Origin of the sequence: Actinopolyspora lacussalsi subsp. righensis (genome assembly GCF_900116555.1) — a bacterium.
GTDB lineage: Bacteria > Actinomycetota > Actinomycetes > Mycobacteriales > Pseudonocardiaceae > Actinopolyspora > Actinopolyspora lacussalsi.
In genome coordinates, this window is the sequence record NZ_FPAT01000006.1 from 17,507 (window position 1) to 40,882 (window position 23,376).

The window sequence follows — 23,376 nt, forward strand, 5'->3', positions numbered from 1 at the left end:
GACCGGGAATCGGCGTACCGCCGGTCCGGCACCGCGCCGCCGGACATTGGACAAAACGGCGAAAAGCAGCTCGGGGACAATCGGCGCGGCGTGTCAGGCGGCACATGCCGGTGATACCGCGAAACAGCGCCGCCTGAACACCTACTATTCTCCACTCGTGCTTAGCGTCGGGCGGAAAGAGGACGAGCGGCCCAATCGGGGAAACGGCTCCGGTGACACCGGAGGCCGCGATGCCGCGAACAACGCCGATTCCCGCAGACGTCTTCGGGTGATCGCGGCGGTACTCGGAATAGTGGGGACGATCCTCTCGCTGTCGGTGCCGTTCCTGCCCGTCAAGCACGAGATCACCAACCTCAGCTGGCCCACGGCCGAGGGGACCGACCCGGTGTCCGCCCCGCTGGTCAGCTACTCACCGGTGGACCTGGAGTTCACCGCGCCGTGCGCGACCGCCCGCAGCCTGGACTCCAGAACCTCGGACTCGGCCAACGTGCTGAGCACCAATCCCCCCTCCTCCGAGTACGGCGACCTCACCGGCATGGTGTTACGCGTCGAGGACGGCAAGCTGACGCTGCTCTCGCGCGGGAGCCGACTCGGCAGCGCCACCATCCCGGACGGCAGCTGCACGATCTCGGTGCGCTCCGACGGCTCGCGGACGGTCGCCAGCGTGGGCGACAAGCCGCTGGCGAACGTTACGGGCGAGGACCGGCGCCCGCAGCTGACCGGCATCTACTCCGATCTCGAGGAGCGGCAGGACCCGATCGACGAGGTGTCGTTCCGGGCACAGGTCGACACCCGGTGGTCCACCAGCGCCACGGTGTTCAAGTTCGTCGTCATCGGGTTGGCGATGCTGTGCTTCATCGGCTGCTTGGTCGTGATCCGCAGGCTCGACCGCCGCGCCGGACGACGCGCTCCCAAACTGGTCCCGACGGGGTGGTGGAAACCCACGTGGCGGGACGCGTCGGTACTCGCGGCACTGATCGTCTGGTGGCTGATCGGGGCCATGACCTCCGATGACGGCTACATCCTCTCGATAGCACGCTCCCGGGACGGCGCGGGCTACATCAGCAACTACTACCGCTGGTTCGGCGCTCCGGAATCCCCGTTCGGCTGGTTCTACGAGCTCTACTCGCAGTGGGTTCGGATCTCAGCCTCCACTCCTTGGATGCGGCTGCCCGCCCTGCTGATGGGCATCGCGAGCTGGCTGCTGATCAGTCGCGAACTGCTTCCCAGGCTCGGGCAGCAGGTTCGCCGCAGTCACGCGGCGGGCTGGGCCGCCGCCGCCGTTTTCCTGGCGTTCTGGATGCCCTACAACAACGGCCTCCGCCCCGAGCCGGTGGTCGTGCTGTTCTCGCTGCTCGCACTGGCCGGTGTGGAACGAGCGGTGGCCACGAAGCGCCTGCTGCCCGCGGCTGTCGGCCTGTTCGGGGCAGCGCTGGCGCTGGGTGCCAATCCGCACGGTCTGATGGCCGTGCTGCCCTTCGTGGTCGCGTTCAAACCGCTGTTCCGGATCGTCAGCCAACGGATCCGGGAGTTCGGCTGGCTGCCGACACTCGCCCCGATCTCGGCGTGCGGCTTCGCGATACTCAACATCGTCTACTGGGACCAGACCTGGCAATCGGTGATCGAGTCGACCCAGCTGCGCGGTGAACTCGGCCCGAGTCTGAGCTGGTACCAGGAGGTGAGCCGCTACTCGCTGCTGTTCAGCCAGATCCCCGACGGATCGATGACCCGGCGGTTCCCGGTGCTGCTGGTGATCCTGTGCCTGGTCACGTGCGCCGTGGTGCTGCTGCGACGCGGCCGTATCCGGGGCGCGGCACTCGGCCCGAGTCGCAGGCTGCTGGGGATGACGGCGCTGACGTTCTTCGTGCTGGTGCTCACGCCCACCAAGTGGACGCACCACTTCGGCATCTTCGCCTCAGTCGGCGGCGCCCTCGCGGCACTGACCGCGCTGGCGACCAGCGGCACGGTGCTGCGTTCACGACGCAACCGCGCCGCGTTCTTCGCGGGGCTGATGGCGATCTGCGCGCTGGCGGCCACCGGCCCCAACGCCTGGTGGTACGTCTCGGGCTGGGGGATCCCCTGGCACAGCAAGCAGCCCTCCGTCCTCGGCTACAGCGCCAGCACGGTGCTGCTGGTCATCGCGGGGATCGCGCTGATCGTCGCGGTCATCGAGCACCTGCGGATCGACGAGCATCGGCCGCACGTGGTCAACCCACCGAAGCTCGACCGCAACGGCCGCACCGGCGTGGAGGGGCGCAGCCGCGCGCTGCGGCTGGGCACCGCTCCGCTCTCGGTGGTCTGCGCACTGCTCGTCATCGGGGAACTGGTCACCTTCGGCAAGGCGATCCAGAGCCAGTGGAACAGTTACAGCCTCGGCAAGGACTCGGTCAAGCAGCTGATGGGCAGCAGCTGCGGGCTGTCGGACTACGTGTACGTGGAGAAGGAACCCATCAAGGGAATGCTGCGGGTCTCCGAGAAGCAACCCGACGATCCGATACCGGAAGCCGAGGTCCCCGCCCGGTTGGAGTCCGAGGAGTCGCCGAAGGAGTACCTGGAGGCCAAGATGCGCGGTTTCCGACGCCACGGCCTGCCTCCCGACAACGACGAACCCCAGGGCAAGGACTGGAGCCCGCCCTACGACCTGGGCAGCGATGAAGCGCCGGTCTGGGGCAGCTACGACTCCCGGGGCGTCGTGACCGGCGAACTGCGCACCCAGTGGTACGACCTGCCGGAACGTGCCCGCAAGGGCAACGTCCCGGTGGTGATCACCCTGGCGGGCAAGGTGAACGATGCGAACAAGCTCTACGTGGAGTTCGGCAAGCGGACCGAGAACGGCTTCGAGGTGACGGACCGCCGCCGCGTGGTGACAGCTCCCGAAACCGAGTGGCGGGACGCTCGGATCAGTGTGAACGGCAGGGCCGAGGGAGCGGAGCAGGCCCGCGTGGTGGCGGTCGACCAGTCCCTCGGCGAAGACGGTTGGCTCGCCTTCAGCGCCCCCAGGGCGCCCCGACTGACGAACATGACCGACTTCATCGGCGACGCACCCGCGTTCGTGGAATGGACGGCCGCCTTCCAGCATCCGTGTCTGAACCTGCCGAACATCAGCCACGGGATCGCGGAGGTACCGCGCTTCCGGATCAGCGCCGGTGGCAACCTGCGTTCGGTCGGCCAGGCGTGGTCCTCCCCCGACGCGGCGGGCCCGTTCGGCTGGCTCAACGTCACCAGCAGCATGCGCGAGATGCCGACCTACCTGCGCGGCAACATCCACCGGGACTGGGGAACTCTCTACGCCGTGGACCGGTACCGCCCGGCGGCCTTACCCGCCCAGACGGCCATGAACATCGAGGAGGAGACCCACTGGGGCACCTGGAGCCCGGGGCCGATGAGCAGACCGGTGCAGCTGCCCGGTGACGTCCCCAGTTCGGACGACCGCAACGACACCTCCGCGGAGGAGGAGTTCGACGGCGACGAGATCGGGCACGTCGACGGTTCCGCCAACCGGCGCGGAAGCAGCTGAGACACCAGAGTCGTGACGGCCTGCTCGGGTGGTTGGGTAGCCGGCACGTGAGTCGGCACCTTGCGGTGTTGGGCCGGCTCTTGAGTAGCGACCTACGCGGCGAGCGGCCCGGCCTCGCGATGCATCCGACTCACGCACCGGGGACACCCGCGCTGCGTCGCTCCGAATGATGGATTCCGTCGCCTGGGACGTAGCTGGTCGCTTGGCGGAACCTCCTGCACGACTCTCGCTGCGGCGAGGCCCGACATCGGGTAGCGACCTACACAACGTCGGGCCTTCCTCGCGAGAGCCGCACCGGAGAACCCGCGGCGGTGCGGGTTGCGGAAGTGGTCGGAGTGCGGCCTGCGGGCGTGGCGGCGCGTCGATTTCCCACGAAATCGACGCGCCCGGTGGGCACTGCTACATCGGCGCGGCGATTTCGCGAGAAATCGACGGCGCCCGAAGGTCGGTGCGCGCGGGTCACTCGCGGAAGACGACCCAGCGCAGCAGCACGAAATTGATCGCGGTACCCAGTCCCTGGCCCGCCAACCAGCACACGGTCCACTTGAGCTGCGCCCCGTAGTGGAAGCCGAACTCGGGCAGCAGCAGGAACAACAGCTGGTTGGTGCCGATGTTGACCAGGAAGGTCACCACGTAGACCAGCACGAATCCCCCGGCCTTCGCCTTGGTGTTGCCGGTGTTGGCACCGGCGAAGGTGAGTCTTCGGTTCGCCACGTAGGAGGCGCTGGTCCCCAGCATGAACGCCAGGGTTCGGGCCGCCCAGTTCGGCAGGTCCAGCGCGAGCAGCGTCATGTACGAGCCGTAGTCCAGCAGCGCGCAGAAGACGCCGATGAGTCCGAAACGGATGAGCTGCTCGACTATCCCCAGCTTCTTGGTATCAGGTTCGGCGGTGCTTTCGGCCACGGCCACTCGTTCACCTCGGCTGTCACGACGACACTTAAGCGGGAACCGGGCCGAGCGGCAATCAATCCGCCCACGCGTCACCCGCCGCCCCTGACTCACAGGCAAGTGTAGCCACTCGACCGGTCAAGCGGGGTGGGGCCGGGTTTCACCCGGCGCTGCCGTGCCACGGTACGCAGCTAGACTCGTCACAGTGGGATCGGTTAACAACGAGCAACGGATGCTGACGGGCTGGGGACGTACCGCCCCCACCATGGCCGAGGTGATCAGCACACCGGATGTCGAGACCATCGCCCGTGCCGTGCGCGAGGCCGGCCCACGCGGGGTGATCGCCAGGGGTCTCGGCCGCAGCTACGGCGACCCGGCGCAGAACGCCGGTGGGACCGTCATCGACATGACCGCGCTCGACCGGATCCACACGATCGACGTCGACAACGCGGTCGTCGACGTGGACGCGGGCGTGTCCCTGGACACGTTGATGCGCGGACTGCTCCCCCACGGGCTGTGGCTACCGGTACTCCCCGGCACCCGGCAGGTGACCGTCGGCGGGGCCGTCGGGGCGGACATCCACGGCAAGAATCACCACTCGCAGGGGTCGTTCGGCAGCCACGTGATCTCGTTGGACCTGCTGACGGCGGACGGCGAGGTGCGCACCCTGACTCCCGAGTCCGATTCGGCCGAGCTGTTCTGGGCCACGGTCGGCGGCATGGGGATGACCGGGATCGTCCTCCGAGCCACCATTCGCCTCAAACGGGTGGAAACGGCCTACTTCGTGGTCGACAACATCCAAACCCGGAATCTGGACGAGCTGCTCGAACACTTCACGGACGGTTCCGACGACGATTACGTGTATTCGGTCGCCTGGTTCGACTCGTTGGCGCGGGGCGACCGGATGGGACGCGCACTGCTCACCCGTGGCAATCCGGCCACCCTCGACGAACTCCCGAAAAAACTGCGGAAGAATCCGCTCGGATTCGACGCCCCTCAATTGATGACGGCACCGCCGGTATTTCCGAACGGGTTGGTGAACAAGTACACCATCACCGCCTTCAACGAGGTCTGGTACCGCAAAGCACCTACGAAGTACGGCTCGGTGCAGAACATCACGCAGTTCTTCCACCCGCTCGACCTGGTCGGCGAGTGGAACCGTGTGTACGGTTCCAACGGTTTTCTGCAGTATCAGTTCATGGTCCCGTTCGGCCAGGAACAGATGTTCCGCCGCTCGATCGACAAGATCAGCGCTTCGGGACACGTCTCGTTCCTGAACGTCCTCAAGACGTTCGGCCCGGGAAACGCGGCACCGATGTCCTTCCCGGACAAGGGCTGGACGCTAACCGTCGACATCCCGGTCACACCGGGGCTCGATCGGCTGTGCCGGGATCTGGACGAAATGGTGTTGGAGGCCGGTGGCAGGCTTTACCTCGCCAAGGAGTCCCGCACCACTCCCGAGATGATCGAGCGCATGTATCCGCGTATCGACGAGTGGCGCAAGACGCGTGCCGCGGTCGACCCCGAAGGAATCTTCCGTTCCGACCTGGCCAGGAGGCTGAACCTGTGATCGATGCGGTTGGCAATCCCCAGTCCCTGCTGCTGCTCGGCGGCACCTCGGACATCGCGCTGGCCACCGCCGAGCGCTACGCGCGAGAGCGTCCACTTCGGATAGTGCTGGCCGCGCGCCCCTCCGACCGGCTGGAAGCGGCGGCGGAGCGGCTGCGCGAGACGGGCAGCACCGTGACCACGGTCCCGTTCGACGCCCGCAAGCCCGAGACCCACGCGGAAACCCTGGACAAGGCATTCGGCGAGGGAGACATCGACATCAGCATCGTCGCATTCGGCATGCTGGGTGACCAGGAAAAACTCTGGACCGATGTGACGGCCGCGCAGGAGATGGCCGAGATCAACTACGTGGCCCCGGTGACGGTGGGAGTACTGCTCGCCGACCACCTGCGCAAGCAGGGGCACGGCCACATCGTCGCGCTCTCCTCCGTCGCGGGGGAACGGGTACGTCGATCCAACTTCGCCTACGGCTCCGCCAAGGCGGGCATGGACGGGTTCTACACCGGCCTGACCGAGGCGCTGCGCCCCTCCGGAATCAAGGTGACGGTGGTGCGCCCCGGCCACGTCAAGTCGAAGATGACCGAGGGGCTCAAGGAGGCGCCGCTGGCGCAGACTCCCGAGCAGGTCGCGGAAATCGTCGTGAACTCGGTGCGCAAGGGCAAGGAGCTGGTGTGGGCACCGGCGCAGTTCCGTTACGTGATGAGCGTGCTGCGTCATCTGCCACGCGCGGTGTTCCGCAGACTCCCGTTCTGAACCCGCTTGTCGATACGTCACGATTTCCGGATGCTCCGCCCGGACGGCACAACCGTCACGCGGCACGCCGACTTCGCCCGGCGCGTGTTCCCGTCGAACGCGCACCGGGCGTTTTCATCTCCGAACTCGGTTCCCGAACGATCGCTCGCCGAATCGAGGCGGAACTCACTCCCGTGCCGCCGAGGAAACGGTCACCGGACAGTTCGGTGTTCGGCACGAATCGCGCAATGAAAGCCTCGTGTTACACCCCGAACCAAGACGGTTGCACGGGTAAATTCGGCTGCGAATCGATAACAGCACGCGACAGTCACGCTCCTTTCGTTCGATCATGGAACGAGACCTGAAAGGGGAAATAGTGACGGTCAAGAATCTTGTGGGACGTGCCGTCGCACTGGGCACTGCCGCTGCTCTGGTCGCGGCCGCTCCGGCCGCGGCCGCGACCGCCGAACAGCCCGAACCGAACGAGCGGACCACTCAGTCGGCCCAGCCGACAACCGAGCCCGCGGAAGGCTCCGGCCAGAACGACTCGGCGGACGAGGCCGGTGAAACGACGGACGCTTCGGATTCCGGGGACACCGCTTCCGACGGGACTTCCGGAGCGGACGAGGGCTCCGGCACCGACGATTCCGGTTCGGAGGGCTCCACCGGCGACTCCGACACCGGCGACTCCGACACCGGCGACTCCGGCAGCGGTTCCGGTGACGGATCGAACGACAGCTCAGGCGAGGATTCCGGGAACAGCGGTGACCAGACCGACGAGGCCCCGGGGTCCGGCAAGATCGACGAATACTACCAGAACCTCGATGCCGCCGAGCGGGAGCGGCTGGGCGAGCCGGTCGGTGAAGAGCAGGTCGTCAGCGACTCGATTCGCTACCAGGAGTACGACAACGCCCGGATCTACTGGTCGGCCGACCAGGGCGTGCACTCCGTCTCGGGTGCCGTGCTCGACGCCTTCGTGAAGGCGGGCGGACACGAGGCACTGGGTGTGCCCGCCACCGGCAGGGAGACCGACGAGGCCGGAACCCCCTACGGCGAGTTCGTCGGCTCCGACGGCACGAACGCTATCTACGCGCCGGAGGGCGGCACGGCTCACGTGCTCGGCGGGCCGGTGCTGCGGAAGTGGCGCTCGACGGGCGGCGGCAACGGACCACTGGGTTACGCCGTGACCGACCGGACGGCCACCGAGGACGGTCGGGGCCAGTACAACGACTTCGCCAACAACGCGGCGATCTACTGGACCGCCGAAACCGGTGCTCACGTGGTTCGGGGCCCGATCCTGCGGAAGTGGCGTGCGCTGGGGGCCGAGAAGGGCCCGCTGGGATACCCCACCACCGACGAGTCGGCCGTCGCGGACGGAGAGGGCGACTACAACGAGTTCGACGGCTCCGGTGGCGGCGCCGTCTACCTGGCTCCCGGCTCCGACGAGGCGTTCGCGGTCTACGGCGGCATCTACGCCAAGTGGCAGGCCCTCGACGGTGCCACCGGTGTGCTCGGCTACCCCACTTCGGACGAGCAGAACACCTCGGACGACCAGGGACGCTACAACGAGTTCGCCGGTGGTGACGGCGGCGGCGCGGGCGTCTACTGGTTCGAGGGCGGCCAGGAGGCGTTCGCGGTCTACGGGGCCATCCACGACAAGTGGCTCGCGACCGGCGGCATCGGCGGCCCGATGGGTTACCCGCTCAGCGACGAGCTTCCCGGTTTCGGTGACGAGGGCGGCAGGTTCAGCATCTTCACCGGCACCATCGAGGAAAACCACCCGGCTGTGATCGCCTGGACCCAACCCACCAAGGCGCACACGGTACGCGGCAAGATCGCCGAGAAGTACCTGAGCGCCGAGTACGGTGGACCTGGCAGCTTCCTGGGCTACCCGACCACCGACCAGCGCACCACGCCGAACGGTGAGGGCGTCTACAACCACTTCAGCGGCGCGGGCGACAGCTCGATCTACTACGTCAAGGGTGCCTCCGAGGCGCACGCGATCTACGGCGGCATCCGCGACAAGTGGCAGCAGCTGGACTGGGAGCGTTCCTTCCTCGGTTTCCCCGTCAGCGACGAGGAGCCCACTTCCGATGGCAACCGCAGGGTGCGGTTCCAGGGCGGTGAGATCGTCTACAACCCGAACACCGGCGAGATCGTCGCTCGGCCGTTGGACTGATCACGGCCTCGCACGGATGAACCACCTTTGACGGTGTGACATCCCCTAGGGGCCTTCCGGGACACGTTCCGGAAGGCCCCTCGTTGTCACTAACAGGTGAAATACCGGGATTGGCCGTGTGATCGAGCGTGTCCGTGCCACAGCTCCGGCCCACCCGCTCCCAAGCTGGGCATCGTTCGGAGTTCGCCGAGCTGAACAGGAGCATCCCGTGTTTTCCGGAAACGGTTCGATCTTGCGTAGAGCGGTGGCCGGTGCGGCCACCATGCTCGCGGCCACACTGTCGCTGGGGCTGTCCGGCACCGCGAGCGGCGACGTGGACACTTCCCGCGCGGAACAACAGACCCAGACCGAACAGCAGTCCCAGGCGGAGGAAAAGCCCCAGAAGGCGTCCGCCGAATTCACACCCATCGAACACCGGTACTGGAACGATCCGAAGCTGCGTAAACTGCTCGGTCATCCCGTGGACACCGAGTACCACAAGGACGGGATCTCCTACCAGCAGTTCAAGAACGGCTGGATGTACCACACCGACGACACCGGCACGCACGAAGTGCACGGTGCCATCGCGGACCGCTACACCGAGGTGGGCACACACGAAACCTACGGCGTCCCCACCACCGACGAGCTGAAGACTCCGGACGGCAAGGGGCGCTACAACCACTTCACGGGAACCGATGCGATCGGGATCGCCTCGATCTACTGGACCCCGAAGACCGGCGCGCAGGGAATCTGGGGGCCGCCGAGGCAATTCTGGGCCAAGAACGGCTACGAACGCGGTTTTCTGAACTACCCGACCTCCACCACCACGGACACTCCCGATGGCAAGGGGATCTACACGCATTTCCGCGGCGCGGACCGCCACGGGGCCTCCGTGTACTGGAGCGAGAAGACCGGTGCTCACTCGGTGCAGGGCGCGATCCGCGCCCATTGGCTGAAGCTCGGCGCCGAGAAATCGTGGCTGGGTTTTCCCAAGTCCAACGAGTACGGCGTCAAAAACGGGCGGCGTAGCGATTTCCAGCACGGCTACATCGTCTGGAACTCCAAGACCGGCAAGACCAAGGTGTACCGTTACTGATCCGAGTTTTCCACCGGGTTGCCGACCTGGTCTCCTTCGGTGCGGAAGCGCCGGGGGAGACCGGGCAACGGGCGGAAAACGCCGCTCGCTATCGCATCGTGGATGCGGTTGTGACTCCCGTCGAGTCGGCTGCGAGAATCGACTGTGGATTCGGGGCCGGGGCGATGGGAGACTCGGATATGGCCGTGAAGTGCTCCATTGTGGATAACACGCTGGTCGCTGAGTTCGATTCGACCATGTTCAAGTGGCTACGCGCTTCACTGCCACGATATCGGGAACTCGTCCAGGGAAGGCTGGACGAATACCGCGAATACGACTGGCTGTGTGAGCGGCTCTCGTTGCCGTTGCCGGTCACACCCCTGGACTCGACCATGCTCCGCGCGCTGCGCGACAGTTGGTGCGATCCCGTGGACGACGACGCGTTGCGCGGTTGGCTGGAGGCCGATCTGATCAATCGGCTCCGCGAGGACGCGGACGTCGTGTTGCGCACCCTGCCCGCCACGGGCGAACGGTTGGTGCTGCACAACGCCGAGCAGGTCGAGGCGTGGTTCTGGGTACTGGTGAACATGCGCATCGCCTACGGCGTGGAACACGGCGTGCTCGGCCCCGGTTGCGCCCCCATCGACGAGCACTTCGACAAGACCGCGGACTGGAGCGATCCGCTCACGCCCGCCCGGTTCGCCGTGTGGTGGATGCAGAATGTCGCGGACGTGCTGCGCAAGGTTTCCGGACAACCCCTGCCGGAGTACTCCTACTACTGACAGGTACTACTGGCAGGTACTACTGGCAGGGTTCGCGGCTCGGTTCGCGCTGGTGGGGACCGGTGGCCGGTGCGTGGTGCGACACCTGCCGCGCCGGGCCGTTGTTGAGCGGCACTCACTCCCCCGACCAGGCTCATTCCCCCGACCAGAGGGTGTTCAACGGCAACCTGCCCCGTGGAATCGCGGATCTGCCGGGAGGCGCCGGCGCGGGCCATCCCAACGCGATCCCGGTACGCACCGACCACGGCTCCTCGAACCCGGCGATCGCGGTGGCCCGTTCGGCGTTGGCCGTGGGGAAGAACGTCGCCGGGCAGCAGCCGAGTCCGAACGCGCCCGCCGCCGCGATGAGGGTCTGCGCGAACCTGCCCCCGTCGAACTCGGCGTCCGCCCCGCCGCGATCCAACGCCAGCAGGATCACCACAGGTGCCTGTGCGAGGTGCAGGGCGTAGTCGCCGCAGCGTCCCAGTTCGGCACGGGTGTCCGCGTCGCGGACGGTGTGCACCCGCCACGGTTGGCGATTACGCGCGGAACCCGTCCAACGGGCCACCTCGAGTATCCGGCGCAGATCCGTCGCGGTCACCTCGGCATCGGTGAACCAGCGGCTGGCGCGCAACCCGCGCAGCATCTCCAACGACTCCGGGAAAAGGGCACCACGCCCGGGTGATTCGGTCACGATCGAAGTATGGTGCGCTAAGGTGCGAACTGTCGCGAGAGGTCGGCCCAATGCGCCGAAAAACCGTACGGAGGTTCGCCGCGTGCAATCGGAGACGACCGCGTCCTCGGAGAGCATGCTCCCCGAACGCAGCAAAGAGGTGGCTCGTCGGCTCCGGGCAGTTGGTGTGCCGGGCGAGATCCGGGAAATGCCGGGATCGACCAGGACCGCCGCCGATGCCGCGGCCGCACTCGGCTGCGAGACGGGCGCTATCGCGGGCAGCCTGGTATTCCTCTCCGGCGAGGAGCCGGTCCTGGTGCTGACCAGTGGGCGTCACCGGGTGGACACGGAAGCGCTGGCCCTGCGACTGGGTTGGCAACCGCTCATCCGCGCCAAGCCGGAGCAGGTTCGTCGGGCCACCGGTCAGGCGATCGGCGGGGTGGCTCCGCTGGGACATCCCGAAGCGCTGCCGACGGTGATCGACAGCGCGCTGGCGGACTACGAACGGATCTGGGCCGCGGGCGGTACGCCCCGCACGGTGTTTCCCACCACCCATGACGAGCTGCTGCGGATAACCGACGGCCGATCCCTGCCGGTCGCCTCGGAAGAGTGAACAGTACCCGCACCGGCCCGCGTCGATTTCCCACGAAATCGCCGGGTCGCTGGGCGAGGGCCCGCTGCGTACGGCGGTCCGGTCTGGGGTGGCCGTCAATTTCTCGCGAAATCGCCGCCCCCGGTACCGCCCGTCGGGACGCGACCGTGCGGCTGAGCAGCGCGGGGAACCCCGGTGCTCAACCCCTACCACTCCCGCAATCGGCGCCGCCGCGGGTTCTCGCGTGCGGCTCTCGCGAGGACGCCGGAGACGTTGTGTAGATCGCTACCCGATGTCGCCGGACCCGCAGCGAGAGCCGTGCGAGAGGTTCCGCCACGAAACCAGCTACGGCAGCCGAGTCGCGAGGCCGCACCACTCGCCTTCCCACGTGAGCAGCGCGCGTGTCCCCGGTGCGTGAGTCGGATGCATTGCGAGGCCGGGCCGCTCGCCGCGTAGGTCGCTACTCAAGAGCCGGCCCAACGCGGCAAGGCGCCGACTCACGTGACGGCTACCCGACCACGCACTCCACTCTCACGGTGACTGTCAGAGGTAGAAGGCGAGGAAGAGGCATCCGGCCAGGATGCCGAACAGTACCAGCAGCACCTTGTCCTTGAGGGCCACTTCCTCCGGCTCACCGGCCACGCCCTTGTCCACGTCCACCGCGTAGCGCAGGATGCCGATCACGAAGGGAATGATCGACACCACTCCCCAGATCGAGTTGTCCTCCTGCCGGATGTCGTAGGCCCACAGGCTGTAGGACATGATCATGATCGCGGCCGAGATGGCCCAGACGAACCGCAGGTACGAGGCGGAGTAGGCCCGCAGCGACTTGCGGATCTTGGCTCCGGTCTCGTTGGCGAGCTTGACCTCCGCGTAGCGCTTGCCCGCCACCATGAACAACGAGCCGAAAGCGACCACGATGTAGAACCACTGGGTGATCTCCAGCCCGGCGGCGGCGCCGCCCGCCACCGCACGCAGCAGGAAGCCGGAGGCCACTATGCACAGGTCGATCACCGGCTGGTGCTTGAGTCCGAAGCAGTAACCGAGCTGCACGGCGACGTAGACGGCCATCACCGCCAACAGCCCCATGCTCATCAGGCCGGATATGACCAGCGAGCCGACGAGCAGCGACCCGCACACCGCGTAGGCCACCGGCAGCGGAATCAACCCCGCCGCGATCGGCCGGTTTCGCTTGGTCGGGTGCGCCCGGTCCGACTCGACGTCGAGAGCGTCGTTGATGAAGTAGATTCCCGAAGCGGCCATCGAGAAGACCACGAAGGCCACGGCCGCGTCGAGCAGGGTCGGAACCGCCCACAGCTCGCCCGCGCTGAACGGTGCGGCCAGCACCAGGATGTTCTTGACCCACTGCTTCGGCCGCAGTTCCTTGAGCAGGCCGTTGAACAACCCGGTCGGAGTTCCCGCGGCGGCGGCCACCCTCGCGTGGTAGGCGTCCGAGGACTTGTCCTGGTGCGATCCCGTGGCGGTCGTTGCCCCGCCCGAGTCCGTGGTCGCCGTGTCTCCGATGAACCGGTCCTCCAACGCACCGGCCTCACCGCCCGCCTCCGAGCCGATCAGTCCTTCGGAGTCGTCCCGCACGGCCTCCTCGGTGTCCGCGGAGTCCACCTCGGCGGCCGAGGGCTCGGCGTCACGTTCGGCCTCGGCTTCCCATTCGGTGGTGGCGGTGTCGACGCCGCCACCGGAAGCGGGGGTCGTCGCCGACCGTTCGGACCGCTGTCCGTCGTTGGTTCCCGGAGTGCTCTCCTCCTGGGACCGTGAATCGACCTCGTTCCTGTCAGCCACGGTTCCTCCGCCGCTCGACGTATCGACGTACGCCCAGTGCGACCGCACCACCGAGCCCCGAGCCGACGAGCACGTCACTCGGATAGTGAACACCGAGCACCAGGCGGCTGACCATCATCGGCGGCACCACCACCGGTCCCAGCCCGCCGCGTCCGAGCAACCTGCCGTAGAGAATCGCGGCCGTGGTCGTCGAAGTGGCGTGCGAGGAGGGGAAACTCAACCGGCTGGGGGTGTCGACCAGCACCCGGATACCCGGGTCACCGGGGCGTCTGCGCCGCACAAGGCGCTTCACCGCGATCGAGGCGCCGTGCGAAGCGGCGACACCGGCGGCCGCCAACACCCACTCACGACGACGTCGGCGGTCGGTGATCGCCCCGACCGCCCCGACCGCAAGCCAGCCGAGTGCGTGGTCACCGAATTTGGACATGCCCTTCGCGAGGGTAACTACCGGCTGTACTGCCAGCACGCTCTGAACCCGACGCACCGCGGTGGTCTCGGCCGTGACCGCAGCGGGCGGTTTCTCCTCCGTGGCCTGCTCCGGCCCGATCGGCTCGGTTGCCACGGTGGTCAGCTCTCCGTCCACTTCGTCTCCGGCTCCCTCTCCTGCCGAGGTGCGTCCACGCCGGGTGCCCGTCCGGAACCGGTGTTCCGGTCCCGGATCCGCGCACCCGGCAGTGCCCGACACTCGGGTTCACTTCGAATCACTCGTACATCCGCTTCCAGGACTCAGGACTGGTCAGTTCCGGCAGCGCCTGGCGGTATGCGTCACGCAACCGGGGCCACTCACTGACGAGCTTGCGGTAGTCGGCCAGAGCCCGCCTGCCGAGCCTGCGGAACTCGTCCGGGTCGCGTCGCCGGAACACGGTACCGCTCCCGTCCGCGGTGGATACGGTGGCACTGTCCAGCGCACCGAGCAGGAACCAGAGCGCGTTCGAGGACGGGATGTTCAGCTGCGGCCGTTGCTTGGCGTTCGGATCGGGGGCCTTGAGGTTGTGCAGCAACGCCTGGGAGGCACGCTTGGCTATCCGCACCGGGTGTACCGGCGGATCCAACAGCGCTTCGGCCATGGCGGGATTGGCGGAGGGAGTCGGTAGTTCCCGGGCGGAGGAGTAGGTCTGTGCGTCGGAGTAGTGCTCACGCAGCTTGCGGACCTCCGGTAAGGCGGTTCGCAGGCTGTCGAAGAGCCCCTCGGGCCCGGCCATGAAGTCCTCGACGGCTTTGAGCTGCACCGCGACCGTGGAGTACTCCATGGAGAACAGGTGTCGCAGCGTGAGCTTCAGGCTCTGCTTGACCAGGTTCTTGCGCACGTCGTCCGGGCTGTGCAGCGCGGCGAGGATGAGCCTGTTGCGGGTGTGGAAATAGGCCGTCCAGTCCGTCGCGTCGTTCTTGTCGGTCCAGGGCATGTGCCAGACGGCGGCCCCGGGCAGCGAGACGGTCGGATAGCCGCGTTCGCCCGCGCGCAGGTGGTACTCGGCGTCGTCCCACTTGAGGAAGAGCGGCAGTGGCAGACCCGTCCGCTCGATGACCTCCCTCGGGAACAGGCACATCCACCACCCGTTGTAGGTGGAGTGGATGAGCTTGTGCAGTTTCTTGCTCTTGCGCAGCGGGTACTGGGCGAAGTCGTGGTCGGTGGCGGCTCCGGGCGCGGCACGCCACATCGCGGCACCGAGATCGACGACCTCGCCCATCGTGTGCAGCCGTGACCTGGCCTGGAGATTGAGCATGTGCCCACCGACGACCACAGGCTGCACCGACGCACGCGCGAAGGCGTTGGAGCGCAGGACGCCGTCGGGTTCCATCGCGATGTCGTCGTCGAACAGCATCACTTGTTCGGCGTCGGAGTTGTAGATCCCCTCGTACATCACGCGGGTGAACCCACCGGAACCACCGAGGTTGGGCTGTTCGATGACGTGGAGCTTGTCGCCGATCCGACGAGCGGCCTCGTCGAAGCCCTCGGTCTCGCGGATCTTCTGCGCCCCCTGATCGGCCACCACCACACGTTCGACGAGATCGAGGACCTGCGAGTCCTCGCCCAGCGTCTGCAGTGTCTGCACGCAGTCCTCCGGGCGCATGGTGGTCGTGCCCACCACCACCCGCTGCTTCGGCAGTTTGAGGTCGGTGGTCCAGGCCGCCTCGTCGAGTTCGATGTCACCCTCGTTGGTGAACAGGTCGAACCAGATCCAGCCGCCGTCCTCGAAGGGCTTGAGCGAGATGGGGAACTCCAGCCGACGCCAGGACTTCGGACTGGATACGGCCGTCCCCTCCAGGTGCACGATGTCGCCGTTCGGCTTGGAGCGGTAAACGTCCAGCCTGCCCGAGCCACGAACCTTGAGCCGCAGCACGACCTCGTTCAGCTTCGTCCAGCGTTTCCAGTAACTGGCGGGGAACGCGTTGAAGTACGAGGCGAACGAGATGTTGGTGTGTACCGGAACACGCAGCGATCGGCGGGACAACACGGTGGCGTGCTGCGAAGCGGCTTCCGGCTCGTCGAGGTAGAGCGGACGGGCGTCCATCGGGTCCTCCGGGCGGGGGAGCAACACCCGCTGCAGCACCTGTTCCGCCCCGATCCGCTTGCCGCCGGTACGGACCGTGGCCGAGTCGGCGAGCTTGCTCTCACCCACGGCGTGCGCGGAGTCACTCTCCGTCCCGGAAGCCGTCGTGTCCTGTTCCGAGGAGTTCCGCTCCGCGGCGTCCTGCTCCAACTGATCCGACTCGGCCAGGTCAGGCTCGGTCGGAGAAGTCCGGTCAGTCACGTCAGTCCTCCATCGAGCCGTCCAGCGAGCGGCCCTCGGTGAAGTAGGGGTAAACCTTGTTGTCGAACATGCTCAGCGCGGATCCGATGGCCATGTGCATGTCCAGGTACTTGTAAGTGCCCAACCTGCCGCCGAAGAGCACCTTGCGCTCCTTCGCCTCCCGTTTGGCCAAATCACGGTAGGCTTCCAGCTTCGCCCGGTCCTCGGCCGTGTTGATCGGGTAGTAGGGCTCGTCACCACTCTCCGCGAAACGCGAGTACTCCCGAACGATCACGGTCTTGTCATTGGGATAGTAATCGCGCTCCGGATGGAAGTGCCGGAATTCGTGGATCCGCGTGTAAGGGATCTCCTCGTCGGCGTAGTTCAACACCGGCGTGCCCTGGAAGTCACCCGTTCGCACGACCTCGGTCTCGAAATCGAGGGTTCGCCAGCCGAGCTCACCCTCGGAGTAGTCGAAGTAACCGTCCAACGGACCGGTGTAGACGACCGGAACGTCGGGCAACTGGTCGCGCACGTCGAAGTAGTCGGTCTCCAGCCGCACCTCGATGTTGGGGTGATCGGCCATCCGACGCAGCCAGGCGGTGTAACCGTCCACCGGCAGGCCTTCATAGGTGTCGCTGAAGTAGCGATTGTTGAAGTTGTAGCGCACCGGCAGTCGAGTGATGTTGGCAGCGGGCAGTTCCTTGGGATCGGTCTGCCACTGCTTGGCGGTGTAACCGCGCACGAACGCCTCGTAGAGCGGACGACCGATCAGCGAGATCGCCTTCTCCTCCAGATTCTTGGCGTCGGCGGTCTCGATCTCGGCAGCCTGCTCCGCGACCAGCGCCTTCGCCTCGTCGGGGGTGAAGGCACGTCCGAAGAACTGGCAGATCAGCCCGAGGTTCATCGGGAAGGAGTAGATCTGTCCCTGGTACCGGGTGAAGACCCGGTGTTGGTAGTCGGTGAAGTCGGTGAAGCGGTTGACGTAGTCCCACACGCGCTTGTTCGAGGTGTGGAACAGATGCGCACCGTAACGATGCACCTCGATGCCGGTTTCCGGCTCGGCCTCGGAGTAGGCGTTACCACCTATGTGGTGCCTTCGCTCCAGCAGCAGTACTCGCTTGTCCAACTGGGTGGCGGCGCGTTCAGCGATCGTAAGTCCGAAAAATCCGGAACCTACGATTATCAGGTCATAACCTCCGAAGCTCACAGCCGCGAGGGTAGCGTTAGACCGATCGGGTGCCGAAACCGCGTGCCATCAGCGACTGATCGTGTCGGTTTCGCGATCGTGGTTTCGGATAACGAGGCTTCGCCGGGCGCGTGAAGTTATCGGGTCGCATACTGCTCCGCGAAGGCGTGAACAACTCACATCGAAAACCACCCTCCGGGGTTCCCGGCAATGTGAGCGAGGCGACTTATGCTCCGCGGCTTAATCGTCGGAACCATCGCACTGGCCACGACCACACTGCTGACCACCGGCGCCGCCGGTTCGACCACGGAACGATCGAGTCCGACTCGCGGGGAAACCACGGCGGTGCACCGGTCGCTGTCCGAGGCACCGGGAGCACGGGACTCACCGGGCGTACGCACGGTGCGGACCCGAAAGCGGTTCAGCATGGTCGCTGTCACCTGGGACGGGAAAGCACCGGACCGGACAGCGGCACAGTACCGGCAGGACGGGCGCTGGAGCTCCTGGCACGAGCTGTCGCCACTGGCTTCCTCCGGACACGGCGGCACCGATGTGTCCGGCGCGGCGGGCGCGAGCGGTGCCTGGTGGACCGGGCCTAGCTCCCGCATCCGGATACGCGCGGTTCGGGCGGGCGAGCACGTGACCGGGGAGCTGGAACTGATCGCGATCACGCCGGGAACGGAGCCGGTGCGTTCGGAAACCGAGCGGCGGACCGCACGGCCGCCGGTGGTGACCCGCGCGGAGTGGGGCGCCGACGAGAGCCTGATGCGCTGGCCACCGGAGTACTCGGCCACCACGCGGGCGGCGATCGTGCACCACACCGTGGAGACGAACGACTACACCTGCGCGCGCTCCGCCGAGGTGGTCCGGGGGCTGTATCACTACCACGCCGTGGAGCTCGGGTGGGGCGACATCGGCTACCACGCGCTGGTGGACAAGTGCGGCACCATCTTCGCCGGACGCACCGACGGACTGCGACGCCACGTCGTGGGTGGCCACACCCAGGGATTCAACGGTCAGACCTTCGGGGTGGCGCTGATCGGCAACTTCGAGACCGCCTACCCGACCGAGGGCGCGCTGCGTTCGACCGGAAGGATCGCGGGCTGGAAGCTCGGCACCGTCGGCCGTGATCCGTTGGGGCAGACCACGCTGGTGTCCGGGGGAGGCAGGGGAAACAAGTACCCCGAGGGCACCTCGGTCACGTTGCCCAGGATTTTCACCCACCGCGACGTCGGCGAGACCGCCTGTCCCGGCGACAACGTCCAAGCCCGGATGGACACCATCAGACAGGAATCAGTACCCGCTGCCACTTGACAAGCGGTGCGGGGCGGCAATTTCGCGGGTGCGGCGGTGCGACCCCAGCTGGCGTCAATTTCTCGCGAAATCGCCGCGCCACTGGGCAAGGGACCCGGTGCGTACGGCGGTCCGGCCTGGGACGGCCGTCGATTTCCCACGAAATCGCCGCGCCGCTGTGACGCGGAGCCGAACCCCACCACTCCCGCAAGTCGAACCCCGACCACTTACGCGATCGGCGCCGCAGCGGGTTCTCGCGTGCGGCTCTCGCGAGGACGGCCCCGACGTTGTGTAGGTCGCTACCCGATGTCGGGGCACCCGCAGCGAGAGCCGTGCGAGAGGTTCCGCCACCCGCACCGCCACGCAAACCGAGCCGCCGACAACAGGAGTTCACCACCAGCGTTCGAGCACGGTCGCCACCCCGTCGTGGGTGTTGCTCGTGGTCACCTCGTCGGCGACCTGGCGAACATCGGGGTGCGCGTTGCCGACCGCCACGCCGTGCCCCACCCACTCCAGCATGGGGATGTCGTTGGGCATGTCGCCGAACGCGATGACGTCGCGGGGATCAACCGCCAGCTGCTCGGCCACTCGCGCGAGTCCCGCCGCCTTGTTCACGCCCGGCGCGGACAGCTCCAGCAGCCCGGCGCCGGTGGAGTAGGTGACCCCCAGCCGTCCTCCGATCAGCTCCTCCGCGACGGGCGCCATCTCGGCACTGGTCATCCGCTCGTGCATGACCAGCAGCTTCACCACCGGCACACCGACCAGCTCGTCCCGCGCGGCGATGCGCAGATCCGGGTTGGGCCAGCAGCGGTGGAACGCGGACTCGGCGATGAACTGCTGGTCCAACCGATCGTGCGCGCCGCTGGTGGAACGCTCCACCCCGAAGGAACAACCCGGTAAGGCGTCGCGCAGCTCGCCGGTCACCTCCCGCAGGGTCGTCGGGTCGATCGCCGTGCTGTGCAGCACCCGGTCCGCCGCCGCGTCGTAGAGCACCGCCCCGTTGGAGCACACCACCGTCCCGGCCACGCCGAGACCGGCGACGATCCGCGGGACCCAGCGAGGTGGACGACCGGTGACCAGCACGAACGGGGTTCCGGAGTCATGAACGCCGCGCGCGGTGCGCGCGGTGCGTTCGCTGACCCGCTCCGCGGGGTCCAGCAGGGTTCCGTCGACGTCGGAAGCGACAAGGGATGGTCTGCGCACCAGACCATTCTGCCGTGTCGAGCCGGTTGTCGGGACGCGATGCGCACCACTTTCATGGCACATGCCGCCTACGCCGTGCCTACCTCTCGTAGCGGAGCGGCATGAACGTATACGGTCACGAGTGTGCGCGTTGGGATAGTGATTCTGCCCGAACACCGTTGGTGGGCCGCGGAGCCGCTCTGGCGTATGGCCGAGGAGTACGGCTTCGACCACGCCTGGACCTACGATCACGTGGGTTGGAGATCGTTGGTGGACAAACCGTGGTTCGACGCGGTTCCCACCCTCACGGCGGCGGCCACCGTGACTTCCCGGATCAAGCTGGGCACGCTGGTGAGTTCCCCCAATTTCCGACATCCGGTGCATTTCGCCCGCGAGGTGACCGCGCTGGACGATGTCAGCGACGGCCGCTTCCTGCTCGGCCTCGGCTCGGGAAGCAGCGGTTTCGACGAGCGGGTGTTCGGGACCGAGCCCTTGTCCATCTCCGATCGGGTCGAGCGTTTCGGGGAGTTCACCGAGCTGCTGGACTCGATCCTCACCAACGACAACGTCAGTTCCGACGGCAAGTACTACTCGGCGGTGGAGGCGCGCCGCTCCCCCGGCTGCGTCCAGACACCGCGTGTCCCGTTCGTGGTGGCCGCGGAGGGAACCCGCGCGATGCGCCTCGCCGCGCGGTTCGGCAACGGTTGGGTGACGAACGGCCGCGGGTCGGGCACCGAAGTGACCGGTGACGAGGCGTGGTGGCGGTCGCTGCGGGACAACACGGAACGTTTCGAGGAAGTACTGCGGGAGCGGGGGCGCGTGCCGGGAAGGGTGCCGCGCTACCTGAACGCCGACGCCGGCTCGGTCTACTCGCTCAGCAGCGTCGAGCGCTTCAGGGACGTGCTGGGCAGAGCGGGCGAACTGGGATTCACCGACGTGATCGTGCACTGGCCCCGGACGGAGGCACCGTTCGCGGGTCAGGAGTCGGTACTGGAGGAGATCGCATCGGAGGTGCTGCCCGGCCTGAAGGAGCACTGACCCGCTGCCGTGCGAACCGCTGCCCGCGACGCGGAATACCGACGGCTCGTGCCGGGTATCCCCCGAACGGAACGCGAAACGCTCGGAAGCGACAACCTCGCCGTCGGAAGAACCCGACCCATGACGACACGGACCACGGCCCGCCGCCTGTTGGACGTGGCGGGCACGACCTACGCCGCGCAGGCGGACATCACGCTGCGGAACCGACCGGAACCGCTGTACCGGTTGCTGGTGCTGTCGGTGCTGCTGTCCACCCGGATCAAGGCCGAGATCGCGGTGGCCGCCAATCGCGAGCTCGCCGAGTTCGACACGCCCGAACGGATGCTGCGTGCCACCTGGCAGCAACGGGTGGACGCGCTGGGACGTGGACACTACGTCCGCTATGACGAGAGCACCGCCACCGCCCTCGGCCAGGGAGCGGAACTGCTGCGGGACGAGTACTCGGGCGATCCGCGCGACATGCGTGCGGAGGCGGACGGGGACCCCGACGCGCTGCGGAAATCGCTGCGACGGATCCCGAAGCTGGGGCCGGTGGGGGCCGACATCTTCTGCCGCGAGGCACAGGCGGTGTGGCCGGAGCTGCGCCCCTACTTCGACAAGAAGGCCCTGACCGGCGCCCGGCGGGTCGGCCTGCCGGGAGGTGCCGAGGAACTCGCCGAACTCGTCGACGAGGAGGACCTGGCCCGGCTTGCCGCGGCCTGCGTACGCGTGACGCTGGAGAAGGGAACGGCGGAGCGGGTCACGCAACCCGCCACCACCGGGTGAGGGCAGGAGACCGAGTTCGGCCTGCCCGAGGTTTCCCCGGCGGAACCTCCCGCCCGCTCTGGCGGCGAGAGGTTCGGCGCCGGGTGGCGACTACGGGGTCAGGACCTCGATACCGCCCATGAAGGGGCGCAACCCCTCCGGAACCCGAACCGAGCCGTCGGACAGCTGGTGGTTCTCCAGGATCGCCACGATCCAACGGGTGGTGGCCAGTGTCCCGTTGAGCGTGGCCGCGATCCGGTTCGCCCCGTCCGCGTCGCGGTAGCGGACGTTCAACCGCCGTGCCTGGAACGTGGTGCAGTTGGAGGTGGAGGTGAGTTCGCGGTACTCCCCCTGGCTGGGGATCCACGCCTCGCAGTCGAACTTGCGGGCGGCGCTGTCGCCGAGGTCGCCGGCGGCGGTGTCGATCACCCGGTAGGACAGTTCGAGCTTGCCCAGCATCTCCTCCTCCAGCGCCAGCAGCCGCTCGTGCTCCTCGCGGGCCTGCTCCGGCGGGCAGTAGGAGAACATCTCCAGCTTGTTGAACTGGTGCACCCGGATGATGCCGCGGGTGTCCTTCCCGTAGGAACCCGCTTCCCTGCGGAAGCAGGTGGACCAACCGGCGTAGCGACGCGGGCCAGCCGTGAAGTCGAGGATCTCGCCCTGGTGGTAGCCGGCCAGCGGGACCTCGGAGGTGCCGACCAGGTACAGGTCGTCCTGCTCCAGCCGGTAGACCTCGTCGGAGTGCGCCCCCAGGAAACCGGTTCCCTCCATGACCTCGGGGCGAACCAGCACCGGCGGCACGGTCAGCGTGAAACCTGCCGCGGTGGCGCTGGCCGCGGCCATGTTGAGCAGCGCCAGTTCGAGTTGGGCCCCCACACCGGTGAGGAAGTAGAACCGCGCGCCGGAGACCTTGGCCCCGCGCTCCATGTCCAACGCGCCCAGCGAGGTCCCCAGTTCGAGGTGATCGGCGATCCCGAAGTCGAACTCGGGCGGCGTGCCGACGTGCTTGAGCACGACGTAGTCCTGCTCGCCCCCGTGCGGGGTCTCGGGTTCGATGATGTTGGAAACGGCCCGCTGCGCCCGTTCCAGTTCGGCGTCGGCGGCGGTCTGCTCGGCCTCGGCCTCCTTGACCCTGTTGGCGAGCTCCTTCGCCTCGGCGAGCAGGCGGTCGCGTTGCTCGCCCGACGACTTGCCGACTTCCTTGCCCATCCGCTTCTGCTCGGCACGCAGCTCGTCGGCGCCGGCCACCGCTGACCTGCGCCGCTCGTCGGCGGCGAGCAGTGCATCCACCAGAGCGGAGTCCTCCCCGCGGGCGCGCTGCGAAGCGCGCACGGCGTCGGGATCCTCGCGCAGCGTCTTCAGGTCGATCACGGCAGGTCAGCCTAGCTTGTCGCGGCCGGTGTATCCCAGCCTGGGTGGTCCCGCGTGCCCAC

Annotated in this window: 18 protein-coding genes; 10 read left to right on the forward strand and 8 right to left on the reverse strand. The window is 67.3% G+C overall.

Annotation, left to right across the window (positions count from 1 at the left end):
• Positions 1–157 precede the first annotated feature (157 nt).
• On the forward strand, positions 158–3,517 hold the full coding sequence (locus tag BM394_RS12280) for an arabinosyltransferase domain-containing protein (RefSeq protein WP_245780144.1): 3,360 nt from the start codon (positions 158–160) through the stop codon (positions 3,515–3,517).
• A 459-nt stretch (positions 3,518–3,976) separates the two neighbouring features.
• On the opposite strand, the gene BM394_RS12285 is transcribed toward BM394_RS12280, so the two are convergent.
• Entirely contained in the window at positions 3,977–4,426 is a 450-nt protein-coding gene (locus BM394_RS12285) for a GtrA family protein (protein ID WP_092977930.1), read from the reverse strand.
• A gap of 211 nt (positions 4,427–4,637) precedes the next feature.
• Between BM394_RS12285 and dprE1 the strand changes: the two genes are divergently transcribed.
• The 5 genes from dprE1 to BM394_RS12310 all read left to right on the forward strand — a co-directional run bounded on the left by dprE1 (position 4,638) and on the right by BM394_RS12310 (position 10,721).
• The gene (gene dprE1 / locus BM394_RS12290) at positions 4,638–5,975 is read left to right on the forward strand and encodes a decaprenylphosphoryl-beta-D-ribose oxidase (RefSeq protein ID WP_175530094.1); all 1,338 of its coding nucleotides are present in this window, start codon (positions 4,638–4,640) and stop codon (positions 5,973–5,975) included.
• The gene (gene dprE2 / locus BM394_RS12295; protein WP_092977934.1) at positions 5,972–6,727 is read left to right on the forward strand and encodes a decaprenylphospho-beta-D-erythro-pentofuranosid-2-ulose 2-reductase; all 756 of its coding nucleotides are present in this window, start codon (positions 5,972–5,974) and stop codon (positions 6,725–6,727) included. The genes dprE1 and dprE2 overlap by 4 nt, the downstream gene beginning before the upstream one ends.
• 328 nt (positions 6,728–7,055) lie before the next feature.
• On the forward strand, positions 7,056–8,885 hold the full coding sequence (locus tag BM394_RS12300; RefSeq protein WP_092977937.1) for an LGFP repeat-containing protein: 1,830 nt from the start codon (positions 7,056–7,058) through the stop codon (positions 8,883–8,885).
• Between the two features lie 232 nt (positions 8,886–9,117).
• Positions 9,118–9,960, forward strand: a complete 843-nt coding sequence (locus BM394_RS12305) for an LGFP repeat-containing protein (RefSeq protein WP_245780145.1) — start codon at positions 9,118–9,120, stop codon at positions 9,958–9,960.
• A gap of 179 nt (positions 9,961–10,139) precedes the next feature.
• On the forward strand, positions 10,140–10,721 hold the full coding sequence (locus BM394_RS12310; RefSeq protein WP_092977939.1) for a DUF2017 family protein: 582 nt from the start codon (positions 10,140–10,142) through the stop codon (positions 10,719–10,721).
• A gap of 133 nt (positions 10,722–10,854) precedes the next feature.
• Here BM394_RS12310 and BM394_RS12315 read toward each other — a convergent pair whose 3' ends face one another.
• Positions 10,855–11,394 carry a nitroreductase family protein gene (locus BM394_RS12315; protein ID WP_217643475.1) on the reverse strand — a complete coding sequence of 180 codons (540 nt, stop codon included), beginning with the start codon at positions 11,392–11,394 and terminating at the stop codon, positions 10,855–10,857.
• Positions 11,395–11,509: 115 nt separating this feature from the next.
• Between BM394_RS12315 and BM394_RS12320 the strand changes: the two genes are divergently transcribed.
• Positions 11,510–11,986, forward strand: coding sequence for a YbaK/EbsC family protein (locus BM394_RS12320; RefSeq protein WP_092978260.1), 477 nt, complete (start codon positions 11,510–11,512; stop codon positions 11,984–11,986).
• A gap of 522 nt (positions 11,987–12,508) precedes the next feature.
• On the opposite strand, the gene BM394_RS12325 is transcribed toward BM394_RS12320, so the two are convergent.
• The 4 genes from BM394_RS12325 to glf form a co-directional block, all read right to left on the reverse strand.
• Complete coding sequence (locus BM394_RS12325; RefSeq protein ID WP_245780146.1) at positions 12,509–13,765, reverse strand: decaprenyl-phosphate phosphoribosyltransferase; 1,257 nt, start codon at positions 13,763–13,765, stop codon at positions 12,509–12,511.
• The gene (locus tag BM394_RS12330) at positions 13,758–14,348 is read right to left on the reverse strand and encodes a phosphatase PAP2 family protein (RefSeq protein WP_245780147.1); all 591 of its coding nucleotides are present in this window, start codon (positions 14,346–14,348) and stop codon (positions 13,758–13,760) included. Before BM394_RS12330 ends, BM394_RS12325 begins: the two co-directional genes overlap by 8 nt.
• A 118-nt stretch (positions 14,349–14,466) precedes the next feature.
• Positions 14,467–16,386, reverse strand: a complete 1,920-nt coding sequence (locus BM394_RS12335; RefSeq protein WP_342752694.1) for a glycosyltransferase — start codon at positions 16,384–16,386, stop codon at positions 14,467–14,469.
• 133 nt (positions 16,387–16,519) lie between these two features.
• Positions 16,520–17,707, reverse strand: coding sequence for a UDP-galactopyranose mutase (glf, locus tag BM394_RS12340; protein WP_092925371.1), 1,188 nt, complete (start codon positions 17,705–17,707; stop codon positions 16,520–16,522).
• A 207-nt stretch (positions 17,708–17,914) separates the two neighbouring features.
• Here glf and BM394_RS12345 point away from each other — a divergent pair, with 207 nt between their 5' ends.
• Positions 17,915–19,000, forward strand: coding sequence for a peptidoglycan recognition protein family protein (locus tag BM394_RS12345; protein ID WP_092977941.1), 1,086 nt, complete (start codon positions 17,915–17,917; stop codon positions 18,998–19,000).
• Positions 19,001–19,369: 369 nt separating this feature from the next.
• On the opposite strand, the gene BM394_RS12350 is transcribed toward BM394_RS12345, so the two are convergent.
• On the reverse strand, positions 19,370–20,182 hold the full coding sequence (locus BM394_RS12350) for an HAD family hydrolase (protein ID WP_092977943.1): 813 nt from the start codon (positions 20,180–20,182) through the stop codon (positions 19,370–19,372).
• 123 nt (positions 20,183–20,305) lie between these two features.
• Between BM394_RS12350 and BM394_RS12355 the strand changes: the two genes are divergently transcribed.
• Positions 20,306–21,199 carry an LLM class flavin-dependent oxidoreductase gene (locus BM394_RS12355; protein ID WP_092977945.1) on the forward strand — a complete coding sequence of 298 codons (894 nt, stop codon included), beginning with the start codon at positions 20,306–20,308 and terminating at the stop codon, positions 21,197–21,199.
• Between the two features lie 120 nt (positions 21,200–21,319).
• Positions 21,320–21,964 carry an endonuclease gene (locus tag BM394_RS12360; RefSeq protein ID WP_092978266.1) on the forward strand — a complete coding sequence of 215 codons (645 nt, stop codon included), beginning with the start codon at positions 21,320–21,322 and terminating at the stop codon, positions 21,962–21,964.
• Positions 21,965–22,054: 90 nt separating this feature from the next.
• Here the strand turns inward: BM394_RS12360 and serS are convergent, their stop codons facing one another.
• The gene (serS, locus tag BM394_RS12365) at positions 22,055–23,314 is read right to left on the reverse strand and encodes a serine--tRNA ligase (RefSeq protein WP_092977947.1); all 1,260 of its coding nucleotides are present in this window, start codon (positions 23,312–23,314) and stop codon (positions 22,055–22,057) included.
• Positions 23,315–23,376: the final 62 nt, after the last annotated feature.

What these genes read in the sequence shown, in the direction of transcription:
- dprE1 (WP_175530094.1), top strand. Translation starts at nt 4,638, where the DNA reads ATGCTGACGGGCTGGGGACGTACCGCCCCCACCATGGCCGAGGTGATC.
- BM394_RS12300 (WP_092977937.1), top strand. Translation starts at nt 7,056, where the DNA reads ATGGAACGAGACCTGAAAGGGGAAATAGTGACGGTCAAGAATCTTGTG.
- BM394_RS12310 (WP_092977939.1), top strand. Translation starts at nt 10,140, where the DNA reads ATGGCCGTGAAGTGCTCCATTGTGGATAACACGCTGGTCGCTGAGTTC.
- BM394_RS12360 (WP_092978266.1), top strand. Translation starts at nt 21,320, where the DNA reads ATGACGACACGGACCACGGCCCGCCGCCTGTTGGACGTGGCGGGCACG.
- BM394_RS12345 (WP_092977941.1), top strand. Translation starts at nt 17,915, where the DNA reads ATGCTCCGCGGCTTAATCGTCGGAACCATCGCACTGGCCACGACCACA.
- BM394_RS12320 (WP_092978260.1), top strand. Translation starts at nt 11,510, where the DNA reads ATGCTCCCCGAACGCAGCAAAGAGGTGGCTCGTCGGCTCCGGGCAGTT.